We start from the raw sequence: 15,099 nt of genomic DNA, 5'->3' as shown, positions 1-15,099 counted from the left end.
GGCCTCAGGTGGCCTCAGGTGGCGATGTCGGGATAGGGCAGTGTCCTGCCCGCGAGCCGGCGGGCGTACTCGCGCTGGAACGCCAGCGGCTCGGCGTAGTCGTGTTCGAACATGGCGATGAACAGCGTCAGGGTCAGAAACGGGTGCGCGCCCAGATCGAACAGCGTCGGGTAGTCGTGTTCGGCGAGCGCGGTGCGCTCCTCGTCGGAGAACCGCAGCCACGTGGTGGCCTCGGCCTCGGCACAGTTGAGGATCCGGCCCGCCTGCTCGGTCTCCCACCAGGCGACCGTGCCACGGGGGTCCTCTTTGTACCGGGCGACGAGCGCGGGGTCGCGGTCGATGGTGTAGAGGAACTTGTTCATCAGGTACTTGCTCACCGGGAGCCTCCCTCGGGATACCAGGTGAAGTAGGCCTCCATGGTGTGGAACAGGTCGAGCGTGTCGACGTAGTCGGCGGCCCGGCCCTCACCGGCGACACCCATCATGAGCATGAAGTCCATGAATCCGTGGGTGGCGTTGCCCGGCAGGTGCAGGCTTTCCAGCGTCACCTCGCCGAGGCACTTCTCCAGGTCGCCGTGCGCGATCCAGTCCACCGCCTTGCGGTCGAACTCCGGGTCGGGTCCGTGATCACCGAACTGGCGGGGACCGCCCAGTTCCAGCGAGAGGTGCCCGGTGCCGATCACGGCGACCCGCTTGTCCTCGGGCCACGACTCGACGAGCTCCCTGATGGTCTGTCCGAGTTGGACGAACCGTTTCGGCTGCGGAAGTGGCGGCGCGAAGATGTTGGTGTAGATGGGAACGATCGGCAGGTCGTTCTGCGGGCGCAGGGTGATGATCGGGCAGGTGATCGAGTGGTCGATGCGCAGCTCGTTGGAGAAGGCGAGATCGAACCCGGCGTCCAGCCCTTCGCGCAGCAGGTACGCCGACAGGTCCTCCTGCCCGGACAGCAGCATCCTGGGCAGGCCGAACTCGCGTTCCTCGTTGTGGAAGTTGGCGTCGTAGAACGGGGCCTTGCCGACCAGGAACTGCGGCATGTTGTCCAGCCACAGCTGGTGGAAGTGGTCGGAGCCGACCATCACCAGCACGTCGGGCCTGGCGCGCGTGAGCGTCTCGCGGAACGCGGTGATCTTGCGGACCCATTCGTCGGCGAAGTCGGGCCGGTCCTGGCCCGTTGACTGGCTGGCACGGTAGTAGAACGGGTGGTGGGTGGATGCGATCACCGCGACCAGTTCAGCCATGAGAACCTCCGTTGGTGTCAGGCTGGGGCGGGACGGGCCGGTTGTGCGAGTCGACGGCGAGGAAGATGTCGCGCGCGACGGGGCTGCGCATCTCCTCGGCGAGCTGGCCGATGAGCCCTGCGGTGCGGGCGAGCAGCGCGAAGCCCCGCAGCAGCGCCAGCGGGAGCCCGAGGTCGGCGAGCGCGGCGCCGCACACGCCGGCGCCGTTGAGCGGCAGGGTCCTGCCGAGCACTCGCGGGTGCACCCGGCCGATCGCGGCGAACAGCGACAGGTGCGGGCCGAACAGGCCCTCCTCGGTGGCGATGCGCATCAGGCGGGGCGTGCGCGGGTCGCCGTCCTTGTGCAGGTGATGCCCCAGGCCGGGCACGAACTGCCCGGCCTCGCGGCGGGCACGCACGGTCTCGAGCGCCAGCGCGTCCCACCCGGCCTCGTCGGCGGGCGGGTCGTCCCGTGCGGCCAGCACGGCGTGCAGGAACGCTCCGGTGTCCTCGGTGACGCCGAGGAACCGGGAGCCGCCGCCGAGCAGCCCGGCCGCCAGCGCGCCCTGGATCGAGTCGGGTGCCGACAGATACGTCAGGCGGGTGACGATGGCCGTGGGCGTGAAGCCGTGGTCGGCCAGTGCCGCCAGCACCGCCTCGAACACGCGCGTCTCCCCCGGCGTCGGCCTGCGCTGGGCGGCCAGCCAGAACGCCAGCTCCCCGAAGCCCACCGAGCCCATGATGTCCTCGGCGAGGTCCTGGCCGAGCAGGGTGATCCGCGTGCGGTCCGCGGCGCCGAGCGCCGTGGGATAGCCGTCGGTCCCGTCAGTCATGCCCGTCCTCCCCGTCGGCGGCCAGCCAGGCGCGCAGCTGCTTTCCGTGCTCGTCCAGCTCGGGTGGTGGCAACCGGTAGGTGACGGAGCTGGCCGAGAAGGTGATGGGGTGCCGGGTGGTGGGCACGGCCCGCTCGCCGTCGCCGACGCGGACGATCGGGTCGAGCCCGAACCGCTCGGCCATCGCGAACCCGCCGTCGATGGTGTTGATCGGCCCGCACGGCACCCCGGCCTCGACCAGCAGGTCGAACCACTCGCTCGCGGCGCGGGTGACCAGCCGCTCCACCAGCAGCGGCCGCAGCTGCGCCCGGTTGGCGGTGCGGTCGGCGTTGCGCGCGAACCGGGGATCGTCGGCCAGCTCCGGCACGCCGAGCACCGTGCACAGCTTGCGGAACTGCCCGTCGTTGGCGGCCGCGACGATCAGGTCGTTGTCGGCGGTGGGCAGTGGCTCGTAGGGGAACACGCTGGGGTGCGCGTTGCCCATCCGGTAGGGCACCTCTCCCCCGGCGACGTAGGCGGAGCTGTGGTTGACCAGCCCGGTCAGCGCCGACGACAGCAGGTTGACCTCGACGTGCTGCCCCTCGCCCGTGGCGTCCCGGTGGCGCAGGGCGGCGAGGATGCCGATGGCGGCGTGGTTGCCCGCCATCACGTCGAACACCGAGATCCCCGCCCGGTACGGCGGGCCGTCCGGGTCACCGGTGAGGCTCATCAGCCCGGAGATCGCCTGCACCATCAGGTCGTAGCCCGGCACGTCGCGGCCAGGGCCGGAGCCGAACCCGGTGATCGAGGCGTAGACGACGCCAGGGTTGCGCTCGCGCACCTGCTCGAAGCCAAGCCCGTACTTCGCCAGGCCACCCGGCCGGAAGTTCTCGATCACCACGTCGGCGCGGCGGGCCAGTTCCCTGCCGAGCGCACCGTCGTGCTCGTCGCGCAGGTCCAGGGCGATCGAGCGCTTGCCCCGGTTGATCCCGAGGTAGTAGGTCGACACCCCGTCGCGTGCGGGCGGTGTCCAGCTGCGGGTGTCGTCTCCCTGGGGGCCCTCGACCTTCACGACGTCCGCCCCGAGGTCGGCCAGCAGCATCGTGGCGTAGGGCCCGGCGAGGATGCGCGAGAAGTCGGCCACCAGCAGCCCGGCGAGCGGTCCCCGGTCGCCGGAGCCCGCGGGCGCTGTCCTGTCCGGCATCCGCCGTCACCTTCCGTCGTCCGCGTGACGGACAATCGTCCGGCACAGTCGCGATTGTCGGCGGTGCCACCACGGTTCGTCAAGCGCTCCCGGTTCGGACAGCACGCAGGACAGGCCGGACGCCGGCCGTTGCGCGGACGAAGGTCCGTGCGTGGTGGGTCGACGCGCGGCTCAGCGGGCGGGTGTCAGGAAGCTCTCCACGACGCGGCGGACCTTGCCCGCGGCGTCGGCCTCGCCGAGCCGGAGTGCGGTGTTGGCGGCCACGAGCACGGCGTCGATCTGGAACGCGGCGAGATCGGTGTCGAGTTCGCCGATCTCGCCGAGCTCGGCGGCCTGCCGCAACTCGGTGGCGAGCAGGTCGCGCCAGTCCTGCTGGTGCCGGAACAGCGCGTCGCGGACCGGGCCCGGCCTGCTGTCGAAGTCGGCGAGGTTGGCCGCCCAGAAACAGCCTCCGGTGAACAGGGGCGCCTCGGCGTAGGCGATCCAGCGTTCGATCAGCGTGCGCAGGCGCGCGGCACCCCGCGGCGCGGTGAGCGCCGGGCGGACGACGGCATCGGCGAACGCGTCGTGGGCGAACTCGACGGCCGCGACCTGAAGCCGCTCCTTGGTGCCGAACAGCGACTGCACCCCGCTCTTGCTGAGCCTGAGGTCGGTGGCGAGCCTGCCGAGGCTCAGCCCGGCGAGGCCCTCTTCCGAGGCGACGTGCACGGCGTGCCGCACGATGGTCCGCCGGGACCGCGCGCCGCGCTGCAGCCGCCGGTCCACCACCGCGGCCCCGGTACGTCCTGGTTGCGCCGGGCGCGCCCGCTCAGTCATCGGCGCACATCCTGCCACACCGCACACCGGACAATACGACCGATCGTACGGTCATCTCGCCCCCGCGCGGGCACCTGGAGCGGCAGCCGTCAGAGGTCGAGGACGAGCCGGCCGCCCCTGGCCCGGGACACGCAGATCATCATCGTCTCCCCCTCCTCCCGCTCCTCGTCGGTGAGCACGGAGTCACGGTGCTCCACCTCGCCGCCGAGGACCTCGGTCTCGCACGTGCCGCAGATGCCCTCCGAGCACGAGGACAGCACGCTGATTCCGGCTCGCTCGGCGGCCTCGAGGATCGAGGTCCCCGGCGGCACGGTCAGCGTCACCCCGGAACGCGTGCACTCCACCTCGGTGGCGGGCCCGTCCGCCACCTCGTCCTCGGGCGGTTCGACCGGGGTGAACCGCTCGACGTGCAGGCTGCCAGCGGGCCAGCCGCGGCAGCGGTCCCGGACCGCGTCGATGAGCCCGCCGGGACCGCAGCAGTAGACCAGTGTGGACGGTTGCGGTTCGCCGAGCACGGCGGCGAGGTCGAGCCTGCCCTGGGTGTCCTCCGGACGGACGAGCACGCGCCCGGCGTGGCCGCGCAGCTCCGGCAGGAACGCCATCGACGTGCTCGTGCGGCCACCGTAGTGCAGCACCCAGTCGGCGCCAGCGCGCTGCGCCTCGGCGATCATCGGCAGCAGCGGCGTGATCCCGATGCCGCCCGCGATGAACACGTAGCGACGGGCGGGCAGCAGCGGGAAGTTGTTGCGTGGCCCGCGTACCCGCAGCAGACCACCCTCGGTGGCGTTGTCGTGCAGCCAGGCGGAGCCGCCCCTGCCGTCGCTCTCCCGCAGCACGCCGATCCGCCACGTCGAGCGATCCTCCACCGGGCCGCACAGCGAGTACTGGCGGACGAACCCTGTGGGCAGCAGCACATCGAGGTGCGCGCCCGGAGACCACTCCGGCAGCGGATCCCCGGTTCCGGTGGCCAGCCGCAGCGAGATGACCCCGTCGGCCTCGGCCCGCCGGGACACGATCCGGAGCTCGCCGTCGAAGGCCACCTCCCGCGTCCTGCGGGTCACGGTGGTCGCCGTCGAGGAACAGGTCACGTCGATCATCTCCTGCCGGGCAAGGTTTTCCGGGCTCGATCGGCGACGCTAATGGACGGTCGCACACCGGAGCAGGCAGCGAATGACCGAAGTCGGACGGCAGGGTGTCGCGACGGGAGACCGGTCAAATGTCTTGTGCCGCAGGCGAATTCACGCCGAGGCGGCGTGGCGTGTCCTGGCGGCGAGGGCGTTGCGGTGATCGAGCGGGCGGGCGGCACGCTCCACCACGCCGCGCAGCCACCGGTGCCCCTCGTCGGTTTCCCGTTCCTCGTGCCACCACAGCTTCTCCACGATGGGTGGCGGATCTCCGGGGCATTCGAGCACGCGCAGGTCCGCGCGGCCGCGGAACTGGCGGGCGAGGCGGTGCTGCATGATCGCGATCCGGTCGGTGCCCGCCACGAAGTAGGGAGTGGCGCGGTAGCTGTCGACGCGCACGGCGACCCGCGGATGCGTGGCCAGCCGCGCCATCAATGGCCCGAGCGGCGAGCTCGGCGGGTAGCCGCCGTCCGGGTGATGCGGCACGACCCACGGCATCCGTTCCAGGTCGGCCAGTTCGAGTCGCTCGCTGACCGGGTTGTCGCGATCGACGATGCACACCCACCGGTCGCGGAACAGTTCCACCGAATGGATCCCGGGTGCGTGCAGCTCGGCCTTGCCGACGGAGACGATGCCGTCGATGAGCCGCAGTGCCTCCGGAATGTCGGCGGGCAGCTTCTGCAGCACCTTCGCGTGCAGCCGGATGCCGGGTGCGGTCTTGAACATCTCCCGCGACAGCTGCTCGCCCAGCGTGACGAGCACGTAGTCCGCCATCAACAGGGTGAACTCGCGATCCGACTCGGCGGGGCGGAACTCCGCGCTGGTGGAGAACAACCGCTCCAGGCTCGCGCAGACGGGCTCCACCTGGGGCGCCAGTTGCGCCGCCAGCGGGGACAGCACGAACGAGCCGCGCGAACGCACCAGCAGCTCGTCGCCGAAGTGCCTGCGCAGGCGGGCCAGCGCCGCACTCGCGGTCGGCTGGCTGACGCCGACGCGCTCGGCGGCCCTGGTGACGTTGCGCTCGCGCAGCAGTTCCCGCAGAAACACCAGGAGGTTGAGATCCAGGCTGGCCAGCGACGCCGGCCGTCGTGCGGCGTTGCCCCGGCCCGAACCCATGGTTCTATTAGCGGCCGCCGCCGATCGGCTGTCAAGGACGGGCCCGGCGGCCGGGTGGCCGCCGGGCCGCGCCGGATCCGCTACCCGAGGCGGTACCACTCCGCGGCGTTGCCCGCGAAGATCGCGTCCCGCTCGTCGGGCGTGAGCGCCGCGACGAGCCGGTCGTGCCCGGTGCCGTGGTCGTGCGGATGGTCACTGGAGTAGAGCAGCATCGCCTTCGCGTCGAGCAGGTCCAGCGCCTGCCGCACCTGGGTGGCCTGCCTCGGCAGGTGAGCGGGGTTGGTGGTCAGCCGGATGTGCCCGCGTACGACGTCGGACGGCTTGCTGTCCAGCCACGGCACCTCGCGCCACACGCCCTTCCAGTCCTTGTCGAACCGCCACAGCAGGGTCGGCAGCCACGAGAACCCGGACTCCAGCAAAGTCACCCGCAGGTCCGGCAGCTCGGCGAACACCCCCTCGGTGACCAGGCTGGCGACCTGCGCCTGCACGATCGTCTGCGAGTTGGCGAGGTAGTCCTCCAGGTACGTGTGCGTCAGGCCGCTGGAGGTGGGCGCGTTGCCGACCCGGCCCCACGCGTGCAGCCCGACCACGAGCCCGTGCTCGGCGGCGGCCCGCAGCAGCGGGCGGTGCCGCTTGTTGCCCCACGGGGCGTCGGTGCGGGTGGGCAACAGCACCTGCACGACGCGGGGATCGTCACCGATCCGCTCGATCTCGGCCACGGCGGCCTCGGTGTCCAGCGTCGGCACCACCATGCCGGCCCGCAGCCGGTCGTCGGCGTCGAGCCACTCGGTGATCATCCAGTCGTTCACCGCGCGCGTGAGTGCCGCCTCGTAGTACGGGTTGCGGTTGCACGCGAAGGACGCCGTGCACGTCAGCAGCGCCGCCCGCAGGCCCTGCGGGTCCAGCACGTGTGCCCGCAGGTCGCCGACCGTCCTGGCCGGAGTGAGCCCCGCCTCCCGCGCCTCGGGGGTCGCGGTGGTCGGCGCCTGTGGCGGGTAGGCCAGGCCCTGTGTTGCGGACAGCGACACGCCGCCCTCCAGCACGTAGGTGCGCCAGTAGGGCTCGAAGTACGGCGTCAGGTCGGCCAGACTCGCCGGTGCGCAGTGGACGTCGGTGTCGATCGTGCCGGTGCCTGCGGGAGCCGCGGCGGTCATCGCACCGCCTCCGCGGCCCGGTCGGCAAGCCCGTACAACCGGCACGCGTTCGCACCCATGATCCCGGTGCGCAACGCGGCGGGGAACACGCGCGGCGCGTGCCGCGGCGAGTCGAAGTCCCAATGTGGATAGTCGGAGGCGAACATGATCCGCTCGTTCATGCCGACGTGGCCGAGGGTGATCTCCAGGTCGCCGGGGTCGTCGGGTTCCTCGATCGGCTGCGTGGTGAACCAGAAGTGCTCGCGGACGTACTCCGACGGTGGCTTGCGCAGGTGCGGAACGTCGGTGCGCAGCCGCTCCCAGGCGTCGTCGAGCGCCCACATCAGCGGGCCCGCCCACGCGATGCCGCCCTCGACGCAGATCACCTGCAGGTCCGGGAACCGGTCGAAGACGCCCTCGCTCACCATGCTCAGGATGAGCGCGGCCATCATGTTGCCGTTCCAGACGTGCTCCTCCAGGTAGAAGGAGGGCCAGCCCGCGCCGCGGTGCTGCTCCAGCCCGCCGGTGTGCGCGGCGATCGGCAGCCCGGCCTCCTGCGCCGCCGCATAGATCGGCCAGTAGCGCCTGCGGCCGAAGCCGAGTTCTCCGCCCGTGGACAGCAGGATCTGCACGAACCGCGGATCGTCCGCGCGCAGGGCGATCTCCTCGGCGGCGAGGTCGGGCGACTCCATGGGGATCGCGATGGAGCCGTGCAGCCTCGGCTCGGGACCCAGCAGCGCGTCGCGCTGCCAGTCGTTGAGCGCGCGGCACAGCGCGGCCGCGTACTCCGGCTCCTCGGCGCCCCAGCTGTGCCCCTGCAGCGGGATGAGAATGCCGTGGTCGACCTCGAACTCGTCGAGCAGCTGGTCCTGGATGAGCCTCAGGTCGCTGCCGGGCGGTCCCTGCTCGGGCCAGGCGTCGAGCCGGAAACCGGCGTTGCGCACGCGAGGGTAGATCTCCGGCGGCCCCGGCACCCTGCTGCCGAACATGTCCCAGCGCGCCAGGTGGTCGCCGGTCAATCGCGCGCGGATCTCCGCCGCCGGTGCCGACGGATGGATGTCGGCATCGACGATCGTGTAGCCGGGCTTGCCGGCCGTGCGGCCCGCCGCCTCGGCGACTGCTGTGTTGCTCACCCTTCACCTCCCGGTGTCTCGCGGCGCCGAGAACCGCTGGTCGTCTCCACCACCACGTAGGCGTCCTCGACGTGCACCGGGTACGTCTCGGCGACGTAGGGACCCGGAATGCGGCCGCCCTTGGGCTCTCCCTCGCCGGAGGCGACCTCGACCTTGACGTCGTAGGTCCGCGCCGGCGGCTCGCCGGGGCCGAGGAACGACTGGCCCGTCGCGAGGTCGTACTCCCAGCCGTGCCACGGGCACGCCACGAGTGCCTCCTGCTCGTCGAGCACGAACTCCCCCGGCCTGGCCGAGGTGACCCACGGCTGCGTCGTGCCGAGGCAGAGCGGGCCACCCTGGTGCGGGCAGTAGTTGTTCAGCGCGTAGAAGTTGTCACCGACCCGGAAGACGCCGATGGAGCGGCGTCCGGCCTGCACGATCCGGCGCTCGCCCGGCGGGAAGTCCTCGAGCCGGGAAACCACGATCCTCATGTCTGACGACAGTAGAGATCTCCGCTCAGTGGCGGGAAAGTGAAAGTTCCGATGCCGTGCATAGACGGCGTCGATACCGGTGGGCCTGCCTCGCCGTCGGTCACGGTGGCGCGCCGGGGCATGTCCGGTCGGTGCCGGACCCCGGTCCCGCCGCACGAACCCGGGTGGCACGGGACACCCGATTCCCCAGGCCAGCGCGGGAAAACGGCAGTGCGCGCCCGGCGCGCGGGACCGCCGCACGAGGCACGCGGGATGCCGCCGTCCGGCGCCTGCGCACGGCCGCCCGCCATGCCGTCGGGGCGGCCGGAACCGGGTCTCGCCGGTGCTCGTGTGGACTGACCGCGCGCTTGACGCGAGGCGCCGGATCGGGCCAACCTCCCTCCAGCCGGTCACAGGGTGGTGGCCGGCCGAAGGGAACTAGGAGACAGATCGTGTCGACCCAATCGCTGATCCCGTCCTCACTGTCCAGAAGGGCCTTCCTGAGGCGTTCCGCCATGGCCACCGCCGCCGTGGCCGCCGGCCCCACGTTGCTGTCGGCCTGTGGGTCGAGTCCCGCCGCGGGCGGTGGTGGCGGCGAGGGCGCGATGACGTTCCTCAGCCTGCTGCCGCTGGAGACCCTGTCGATGTCGCCGGAGCTGCTCGCCGTGGCGGGCGGGCACTTCGCCAAGCACGGTGTGGAAGTGGAGCTGCAGGCCGTCAAGGGCTCTCCTCAGGCGATGCAGACGCTGCTCTCCGGCGTCGGTCCGGTCAGCCGCATCGGCCAGATCGACGTGATGACCGCCGTGGCGGAGTCGAAGCAGCCGATCGTGAACATCGGCACCCTCAGCCGGGGCTCCTCGTTGCGCATCGTCTACAGCAAGAACGACCCGCTGGAGAAGCCGGAGGACTTCGTCGGCAAGACCATCGGGGTGCCCTCGGAAGGCGGCACCAGCAGCAAGGTGGTGTCGCTGGTGCTGGCCAACGCCGGACTCGACCCGGCGAAGACGCAGCAGCAGGTCACCGGCCTCACCCCCGGCACGTTCACGCTCGTGCAGCAGGGCCGCATCGCCGGCTACGCGGTGAGCATCGACACCGCCAACATCGTGCAGTCCCAACACGACGACGCTGGCGTGTTCGACCCCGGTACCGTCGTCAAGGCGGACACCCAGGTCTACGTCAGCACCAGGGAGGTCATGAAGAACAACCCCGAGGCGCTCAAGGGCTTCATGGCGGGCATCCACGACGCACTGGCCGCCTACGTCGCCGACGAGAACTTCGACAAGACGCTCGCCACGCTGCGCGAGAAGTACTCCTTCGCCACGCTCGACGACGACACCATCGCCCGCAAGAGCCTCGGCGAGATGCGCGAGATCTGGACCGGAGGCGACCCCGATCAGCCCCTGCTCGTCACCGACGAGAGCGCCTGGCTCGCCGGTTACGAGGAACTGACCAAGGCCGGGATCGCCAAGCCCGGCGGGGACGCCACCTCGTGGTTCGACAACAGCATGCTGCCCGAATCCCAGGCCTGAGCCCAAGGAGCCCGATGTCCGCCCACCACGCCGAGACGCTCGACGCCGCAGCCGGGACTCCCGCCCCGGCGGCACCGCCGAAGCTGGAGTTGACCGGGGTCGGCAAGCAGTTCCGGACCAAACGTGCCACCACCCAGGCCCTCGACGACATCGACCTCACCATCACCGACGGCGAGTTCGTTTCGCTCATCGGCCGTTCCGGCTGCGGCAAGACCACCCTGCTCCGCATGCTGGCCGGGCTGCTGTCCCCGACCGAGGGCAAGATCCTCGTCGAGGGACGCTCCCTGTGGGACGGCTCCACAGTGGACTCCTCGGTGGTGTCGCAGCTGGGCGTCGTGTTCCAGGAGGCGAACCTGTTTCCGTGGTACTCGGTGCTCGACAACATCGCGCTGCCGTTGCAGCTGCGTGGTGACGGCAAGGCCGAGCGGCGCGAACGCGCCAGGGAGCTGGCCGAGCTGGTGGGCCTGCAGGGCTTCGAGAAGTCCTACCCGCGCGAGCTGTCCGGCGGGATGCGGCAGCGCGTCGCGATCGCCCGCGCGCTGTCGACGCACCCGAAGCTGCTGCTGATGGACGAGCCGTTCGGAGCGCTGGACGCGCTCACCCGCGAGCGGATGAACCTGGAGCTGCAGCGGATCGCGCTCGCCACCAACGCCACGGTCGTGTTCGTCACCCACGACATCGCGGAGGCCGTCTTCCTGGGCGACCGCGTCGTGCACCTGACCCCGCGGCCGGGGCGCATCAGCGGCATCACCCACGTCGACTTCGCCAGGCCGCGTGACATCGACGTCGAGACCGAGGCCGAGTTCGGCAAGATCGTGCGCGAGCTGCGTCACGCGCTCGACGGAGAGGAATGAGGCCGGCCATGTCTCCTCAGCGAATGGGCAGGTGGCTGCCCTGGATCAGCACGCCACTGCTGCTGGCCGTGTTCTTCCTGGCGTGGGATGTGTTCGTGCGGGTCAACAACATGTCCGAGCTCGTGCTTCCGCGGCCGGGCACCGTCCTGGCGAGCCTGGTGGACCTCGTGCAGGATCCGGAGACCTGGGCGCACGCCAGGGTCACCGCCACCGAGACGATCGCCGGCTTCCTCATCGCGCTCGGCGCGGGCATCACGGTCGGCGCCATCCTCGGCAAGGTCCGCTGGATGGAGTACAGCCTCCGGCCCATGATCGTGGCCTCGCAGGTGGTGCCGAAGGTGGCGCTCATCCCGCTGTTCGTCATCTGGTTCGGCTTCGGCATGACGTCGAAGATCATCATGTCGGCGATGCTCGCGTTCTTCCCGATCATGCTCAACGTCCAGCTCGGCGTCCGGTCGGTCGAGTCCGGGCAGCGCGACGTCATGCGCGCCCTCAACGCCAGCCGCTGGCACACGTTCCGGCATCTGGAACTGAAGAGCACGATGCCGTACGTGTTCGCCGGCATGGAGGTCGGCATCGTCTTCGCGATCATCGGCACGATCGTGGGCGAGTACCTGGGCGGCAGCGAGGGCCTGGGCTACCTCGTCGTGCGCACCCTCAACGAGCTGAACGCCCCCGCCCTGTTCGCGGTCATCATCCTGCTCTCGGTGCTGGGCCTGCTGCTCTACTTCGTCGTCAACGGGCTCAAACGGTTCTTCATCCCGTGGCACGAGTCGGTGTACAGCCAGCACGACGTCAACGCCTGACACGCCGGGCCCCCTCGGTGCCCGGCGCCTATAGTCGGGTCCGAGGGTCCGGGGCGGAGTCCGGGCCGGGAAGGAGCGATCTGCCGTGACCGGCGCGAGCAGCACCGACATCCACTTCTACTTCGACCCGGTGTGCCCGTTCGCCTGGATGACCAGCAAATGGGTGCGCAAGGTCGTCGCGCGACGCGACTACACGGTGGACTGGCGGTTCATCTCACTGCGGCTGGTCAACGCCGGCGTCGACTACGAACGGCACTTCCCGGCGGGCTACGAGGCCGGGCACACCGCGGGTCTGCGGCTGCTGCGGGTGGCGGCGAAGGCCAGGGCCGAGCACGGCCGCGACGCCGTCGGGCCGCTGTACGAGGCGATCGGCACGCAGACGTTCGACGCACCCTCCTCCGCGGGGCGGGACACCGCCGCCTACGGCGAGCGGGCCTTCGTCGAGCCGCTGCTGCAGCAGGCCGGGTTGCCTGCGGCGCTCGCGGACGCCCTGGAGGACGGCGACTGGGACGAGCTCATCCAGGCCGAGACCGACGAGGCGCTGTCGCTGACGGGCAAGGACGTCGGCACCCCGATCATCCACTTCGGACCGCCCGAGGGCACGGCGTTCTTCGGCCCCGTCATCAGCAGGCTGCCGGGCGACGACGACGCGGTGCGGCTGTGGGACCACGTCGTCGGGCTGGCCTCGTTCCCCGGGTTCGCGGAGCTGAAGCGCAGCCTGCGGGAACGCCCGCAGCTGCGCGCGTTCGGCGTCGAGCCGGGCGAGACGGGCATGGAGGAGGACTGGCACGGCGGCAGCAGGCGGCTCACGAAGTAGAGCGGCGCGGCCGGCCGCCTGTCACCGGCTACGAGCCCGCGGTCAGAGCCGGCAGCTCGCCGGGGCCGGTGCCGCCGTCGGCGGCCGTGGCGGCGGCGTCGCGGTACCGCGCGAAAGCCGGACCGAGCACCTGCCGGGCCCGCCGCACGGCACGGTCCAGGTCCGGCTGCTCGCCTGCGGGCAACGGGCGCCCGGCGCGCTCGCGCAGGGCGGCCGCCGCGCCGTGCAGGGCGGCCACCTCGGCGGGCGAGGCGGCGCGGACGGCCGCGCTCTCCAGCGCATAGGCCACCGACCGGGGATCGGCCGTGGTGACGGCGGCGGCGTAGGCCTCGCGGCACAGGGCGGCGGCCTCGGCCTCGTCCGGGGTGAGCCGGGACAGGGCGGCGGCGGTGAAGGCGACACCGGAGTGTGAGCGGGTGTCGCGGTACCAGCGCAGCGCGCTGCGGTGGGCCTGTGCCGCCCGCATGTGCTGCCCCGCGCGGGCGGCGACCAGTGCGAGGCCGTTGCGGGCGAAGGCCTCGACGAACGCCGACCCGCTGCGGCGGCCCTGCGCGAGCGCCTGCCGCAGCCGGGTGCGGCCGCCCTGCTGGTCGCCGGCCAGGTGCAGCACGTTGCCCAGGCGCGCGAGCTGCATACCGTGCGCGTGCGGCCACCCCGCCTGCTCGGCGTAGCGGACGGCCGTGAGGTGATGCCGCGCGGCGTGGTCGTACTGGCCGCGGACCTCGCTCGCGTAGCCCAGCAGGTCGAGACCGGCCAGCTCGCCGGCCGGGTCGGACAGGGCGTGGAAGCATCGCAGCGCCCCGGCCGCCGTGCGTTCGGCGTCGTCGCACGCGCCGGTGAGCAGCAGGCCCCTGGCCCGCACCAGGCGGGTGAGCGCGAGTCCCCACTCGTCGTGGTGGGCGCCCAGCGCGTGCGTGGCGTCGGCGAGCAGCCGCCGTGCCGGGGCGGGCTCGCCACGCTCGTGGTGGCGTTCGGCGACGAGCACGGCGGCCACTGCGTCGCTCACCGTCCAGGTGCCCGCGAGTGCGGCCAGGGCGTCGCGGGCCTGCCGCAGCGCGGTGTGCTCCTCGGGGCCGTGCGCGCCCAGCGCCGCGGCCCACGCTCTGGCCCGCAGGTCGAGCGCCCGATCGCCGGGACGGGGTCGCAGCACGAGCAGCTCGTGCAGCAGGGCCCTGGCCTGCTCGCGCTCACCGGTCAGCGACCAGCCCCACGCACAGCGCACGCCGAGCCGCAGCGCGGCGTCCACCTCGCCCTCGGCGGCGAGCCAGCGGACGGTGCCGAGCGGGTCGCCGCCCAGCGGGCCACCGGGGCCGGGCAGCGTGGTGGCGGCGGCCCGCTCGCGCTCCTCCCGCAGGATCTGCCGCTGCAGCGTGCGCAGCTCCGGCGCCGGTTCGAGGCCGGTCTCGCGGGCCAGCGCGCGGCGCACGGTGTCGTAGACCGCCAGGGCCTCGCTCCGCCGTTCGGCGCGGTGCAGGGCGCACATGAGCACGTGCGCCCCGTCCGGCCGCTGCGGCCGCTCCCGCACGAGCTGGGTGCCCAGCGCGATCGCGTGCTGCAGCTGGCCCGCCTCCAGCGCGGCGCGGGCCCGCAGTTCGCGCGCGGCGCACACCTGCTCGTCGAGCGCGGCCGCCGCCGTGGTCGCGAAGGGCGCCTCGCCGTAGGGCGCGTACGGCGTTCCCCGGCACAGGGCCAGCGCCGCCGCGAGCACTCGCCCGGCCTCGGCGGGCCTGCCACCGGTGAGCAGCAGACGGGCCTCGTCGAGCGCGGCGTGGAGCCGGTCGGCGTCGACCTCGCCCTGCGCGGCGAGCAGGCGGTAGCCGCCCGCGCGGTACTCCAGCCGTGCCGCACCGGAGGGGCCGAGCAGGGCACGCAGGCGGGAGATGCGCGCCTGCAGGGCGTTGCGGCTGGGCGACGTCTCCCCCGCCCAGGCCCACGAGGCGAGCCGCTCGGCCGGGACGACGGCGTTGCGGTGGGCCAGCAGCGCGGCCAGCAGGGCCTGCTCCCGGCGGCCGGGCAGCACCTCGCCCCGGTCGCCCCGCAGCAGCGCCACCGGGCCCAGCACCAGAAACCGCACGGTCACGCCGAGGATCG

General features: G+C 72.2%; 15 protein-coding genes. 4 read left to right on the top strand and 11 right to left on the bottom strand.

The features are described from left to right. Positions 1 to 14 precede the first annotated feature (14 nt). From BAY60_RS20855 to BAY60_RS20810, 10 genes are all read right to left on the bottom strand, one after another. Positions 15 to 377 carry a hypothetical protein gene (locus BAY60_RS20855; protein WP_112282750.1) on the bottom strand — a complete coding sequence of 121 codons (363 nt, stop codon included), beginning with the start codon at positions 375 to 377 and terminating at the stop codon, positions 15 to 17. Then, on the bottom strand, positions 374 to 1,237 hold the full coding sequence (locus BAY60_RS20850; protein WP_112282749.1) for a DODA-type extradiol aromatic ring-opening family dioxygenase: 864 nt from the start codon (positions 1,235 to 1,237) through the stop codon (positions 374 to 376). Before BAY60_RS20850 ends, BAY60_RS20855 begins: the two co-directional genes overlap by 4 nt. Beyond that, positions 1,230 to 2,048, bottom strand: a complete 819-nt coding sequence (locus BAY60_RS20845; RefSeq protein WP_112282748.1) for a citryl-CoA lyase — start codon at positions 2,046 to 2,048, stop codon at positions 1,230 to 1,232. The genes BAY60_RS20850 and BAY60_RS20845 overlap by 8 nt, the downstream gene beginning before the upstream one ends. After that, positions 2,041 to 3,231, bottom strand: a complete 1,191-nt coding sequence (locus BAY60_RS20840; RefSeq protein ID WP_112282747.1) for a CaiB/BaiF CoA transferase family protein — start codon at positions 3,229 to 3,231, stop codon at positions 2,041 to 2,043. The genes BAY60_RS20845 and BAY60_RS20840 overlap by 8 nt, the downstream gene beginning before the upstream one ends. Positions 3,232 to 3,402: 171 nt before the next feature. Continuing rightward, positions 3,403 to 4,047, bottom strand: coding sequence for a TetR/AcrR family transcriptional regulator (locus BAY60_RS20835; protein ID WP_112282746.1), 645 nt, complete (start codon positions 4,045 to 4,047; stop codon positions 3,403 to 3,405). 89 nt (positions 4,048 to 4,136) lie between these two features. Then, positions 4,137 to 5,135, bottom strand: coding sequence for a PDR/VanB family oxidoreductase (locus BAY60_RS20830; RefSeq protein ID WP_245992723.1), 999 nt, complete (start codon positions 5,133 to 5,135; stop codon positions 4,137 to 4,139). A gap of 150 nt (positions 5,136 to 5,285) precedes the next feature. Continuing rightward, a complete protein-coding gene (locus BAY60_RS20825) occupies positions 5,286 to 6,287 on the bottom strand; it encodes a LysR family transcriptional regulator (protein ID WP_112282744.1) in 1,002 nt (333 codons plus the stop codon). Between the two features lie 80 nt (positions 6,288 to 6,367). Continuing rightward, positions 6,368 to 7,441 carry an amidohydrolase family protein gene (locus BAY60_RS20820; protein WP_112282743.1) on the bottom strand — a complete coding sequence of 358 codons (1,074 nt, stop codon included), beginning with the start codon at positions 7,439 to 7,441 and terminating at the stop codon, positions 6,368 to 6,370. Next, on the bottom strand, positions 7,438 to 8,553 hold the full coding sequence (locus BAY60_RS20815; protein ID WP_112282742.1) for an amidohydrolase family protein: 1,116 nt from the start codon (positions 8,551 to 8,553) through the stop codon (positions 7,438 to 7,440). Before BAY60_RS20815 ends, BAY60_RS20820 begins: the two co-directional genes overlap by 4 nt. Continuing rightward, complete coding sequence (locus tag BAY60_RS20810) at positions 8,550 to 9,023, bottom strand: Rieske (2Fe-2S) protein (RefSeq protein WP_112282741.1); 474 nt, start codon at positions 9,021 to 9,023, stop codon at positions 8,550 to 8,552. The genes BAY60_RS20815 and BAY60_RS20810 overlap by 4 nt, the downstream gene beginning before the upstream one ends. A gap of 431 nt (positions 9,024 to 9,454) precedes the next feature. Between BAY60_RS20810 and BAY60_RS20805 the strand changes: the two genes are divergently transcribed. The 4 genes from BAY60_RS20805 to BAY60_RS20790 all read left to right on the top strand — a co-directional run bounded on the left by BAY60_RS20805 (position 9,455) and on the right by BAY60_RS20790 (position 13,008). Beyond that, positions 9,455 to 10,531, top strand: coding sequence for an ABC transporter substrate-binding protein (locus BAY60_RS20805; RefSeq protein WP_245992722.1), 1,077 nt, complete (start codon positions 9,455 to 9,457; stop codon positions 10,529 to 10,531). Positions 10,532 to 10,545: 14 nt separating this feature from the next. Further along, positions 10,546 to 11,385 carry an ABC transporter ATP-binding protein gene (locus BAY60_RS20800; protein ID WP_112282739.1) on the top strand — a complete coding sequence of 280 codons (840 nt, stop codon included), beginning with the start codon at positions 10,546 to 10,548 and terminating at the stop codon, positions 11,383 to 11,385. Between the two features lie 8 nt (positions 11,386 to 11,393). Next, the gene (locus BAY60_RS20795; protein WP_112282738.1) at positions 11,394 to 12,191 is read left to right on the top strand and encodes an ABC transporter permease; all 798 of its coding nucleotides are present in this window, start codon (positions 11,394 to 11,396) and stop codon (positions 12,189 to 12,191) included. An 85-nt stretch (positions 12,192 to 12,276) separates the two neighbouring features. Next, positions 12,277 to 13,008 carry a mycothiol-dependent nitroreductase Rv2466c family protein gene (locus BAY60_RS20790; protein WP_211330411.1) on the top strand — a complete coding sequence of 244 codons (732 nt, stop codon included), beginning with the start codon at positions 12,277 to 12,279 and terminating at the stop codon, positions 13,006 to 13,008. Between the two features lie 28 nt (positions 13,009 to 13,036). On the opposite strand, the gene BAY60_RS20785 is transcribed toward BAY60_RS20790, so the two are convergent. Next, complete coding sequence (locus tag BAY60_RS20785; RefSeq protein WP_112282737.1) at positions 13,037 to 15,088, bottom strand: AfsR/SARP family transcriptional regulator; 2,052 nt, start codon at positions 15,086 to 15,088, stop codon at positions 13,037 to 13,039. Positions 15,089 to 15,099: the final 11 nt, after the last annotated feature.

The organism is Prauserella muralis (genome assembly GCF_003202285.1).
Lineage (GTDB): Bacteria > Actinomycetota > Actinomycetes > Mycobacteriales > Pseudonocardiaceae > Prauserella_B > Prauserella_B muralis.
Note: the sequence above shows the minus strand (reverse complement) of the source record. Positions and strands in the feature narration are given on the sequence as shown.

What these genes read in the sequence shown, in the direction of transcription:
- BAY60_RS20840 (WP_112282747.1), bottom strand. Translation starts at nt 3,231, where the DNA reads ATGCCGGACAGGACAGCGCCCGCGGGCTCCGGCGACCGGGGACCGCTC.
- BAY60_RS20795 (WP_112282738.1), top strand. Translation starts at nt 11,394, where the DNA reads ATGTCTCCTCAGCGAATGGGCAGGTGGCTGCCCTGGATCAGCACGCCA.
- BAY60_RS20850 (WP_112282749.1), bottom strand. Translation starts at nt 1,237, where the DNA reads ATGGCTGAACTGGTCGCGGTGATCGCATCCACCCACCACCCGTTCTAC.
- BAY60_RS20800 (WP_112282739.1), top strand. Translation starts at nt 10,546, where the DNA reads ATGTCCGCCCACCACGCCGAGACGCTCGACGCCGCAGCCGGGACTCCC.
- BAY60_RS20810 (WP_112282741.1), bottom strand. Translation starts at nt 9,023, where the DNA reads ATGAGGATCGTGGTTTCCCGGCTCGAGGACTTCCCGCCGGGCGAGCGC.
- BAY60_RS20820 (WP_112282743.1), bottom strand. Translation starts at nt 7,441, where the DNA reads ATGACCGCCGCGGCTCCCGCAGGCACCGGCACGATCGACACCGACGTC.
- BAY60_RS20845 (WP_112282748.1), bottom strand. Translation starts at nt 2,048, where the DNA reads ATGACTGACGGGACCGACGGCTATCCCACGGCGCTCGGCGCCGCGGAC.
- BAY60_RS20825 (WP_112282744.1), bottom strand. Translation starts at nt 6,287, where the DNA reads ATGGGTTCGGGCCGGGGCAACGCCGCACGACGGCCGGCGTCGCTGGCC.
- BAY60_RS20835 (WP_112282746.1), bottom strand. Translation starts at nt 4,047, where the DNA reads ATGACTGAGCGGGCGCGCCCGGCGCAACCAGGACGTACCGGGGCCGCG.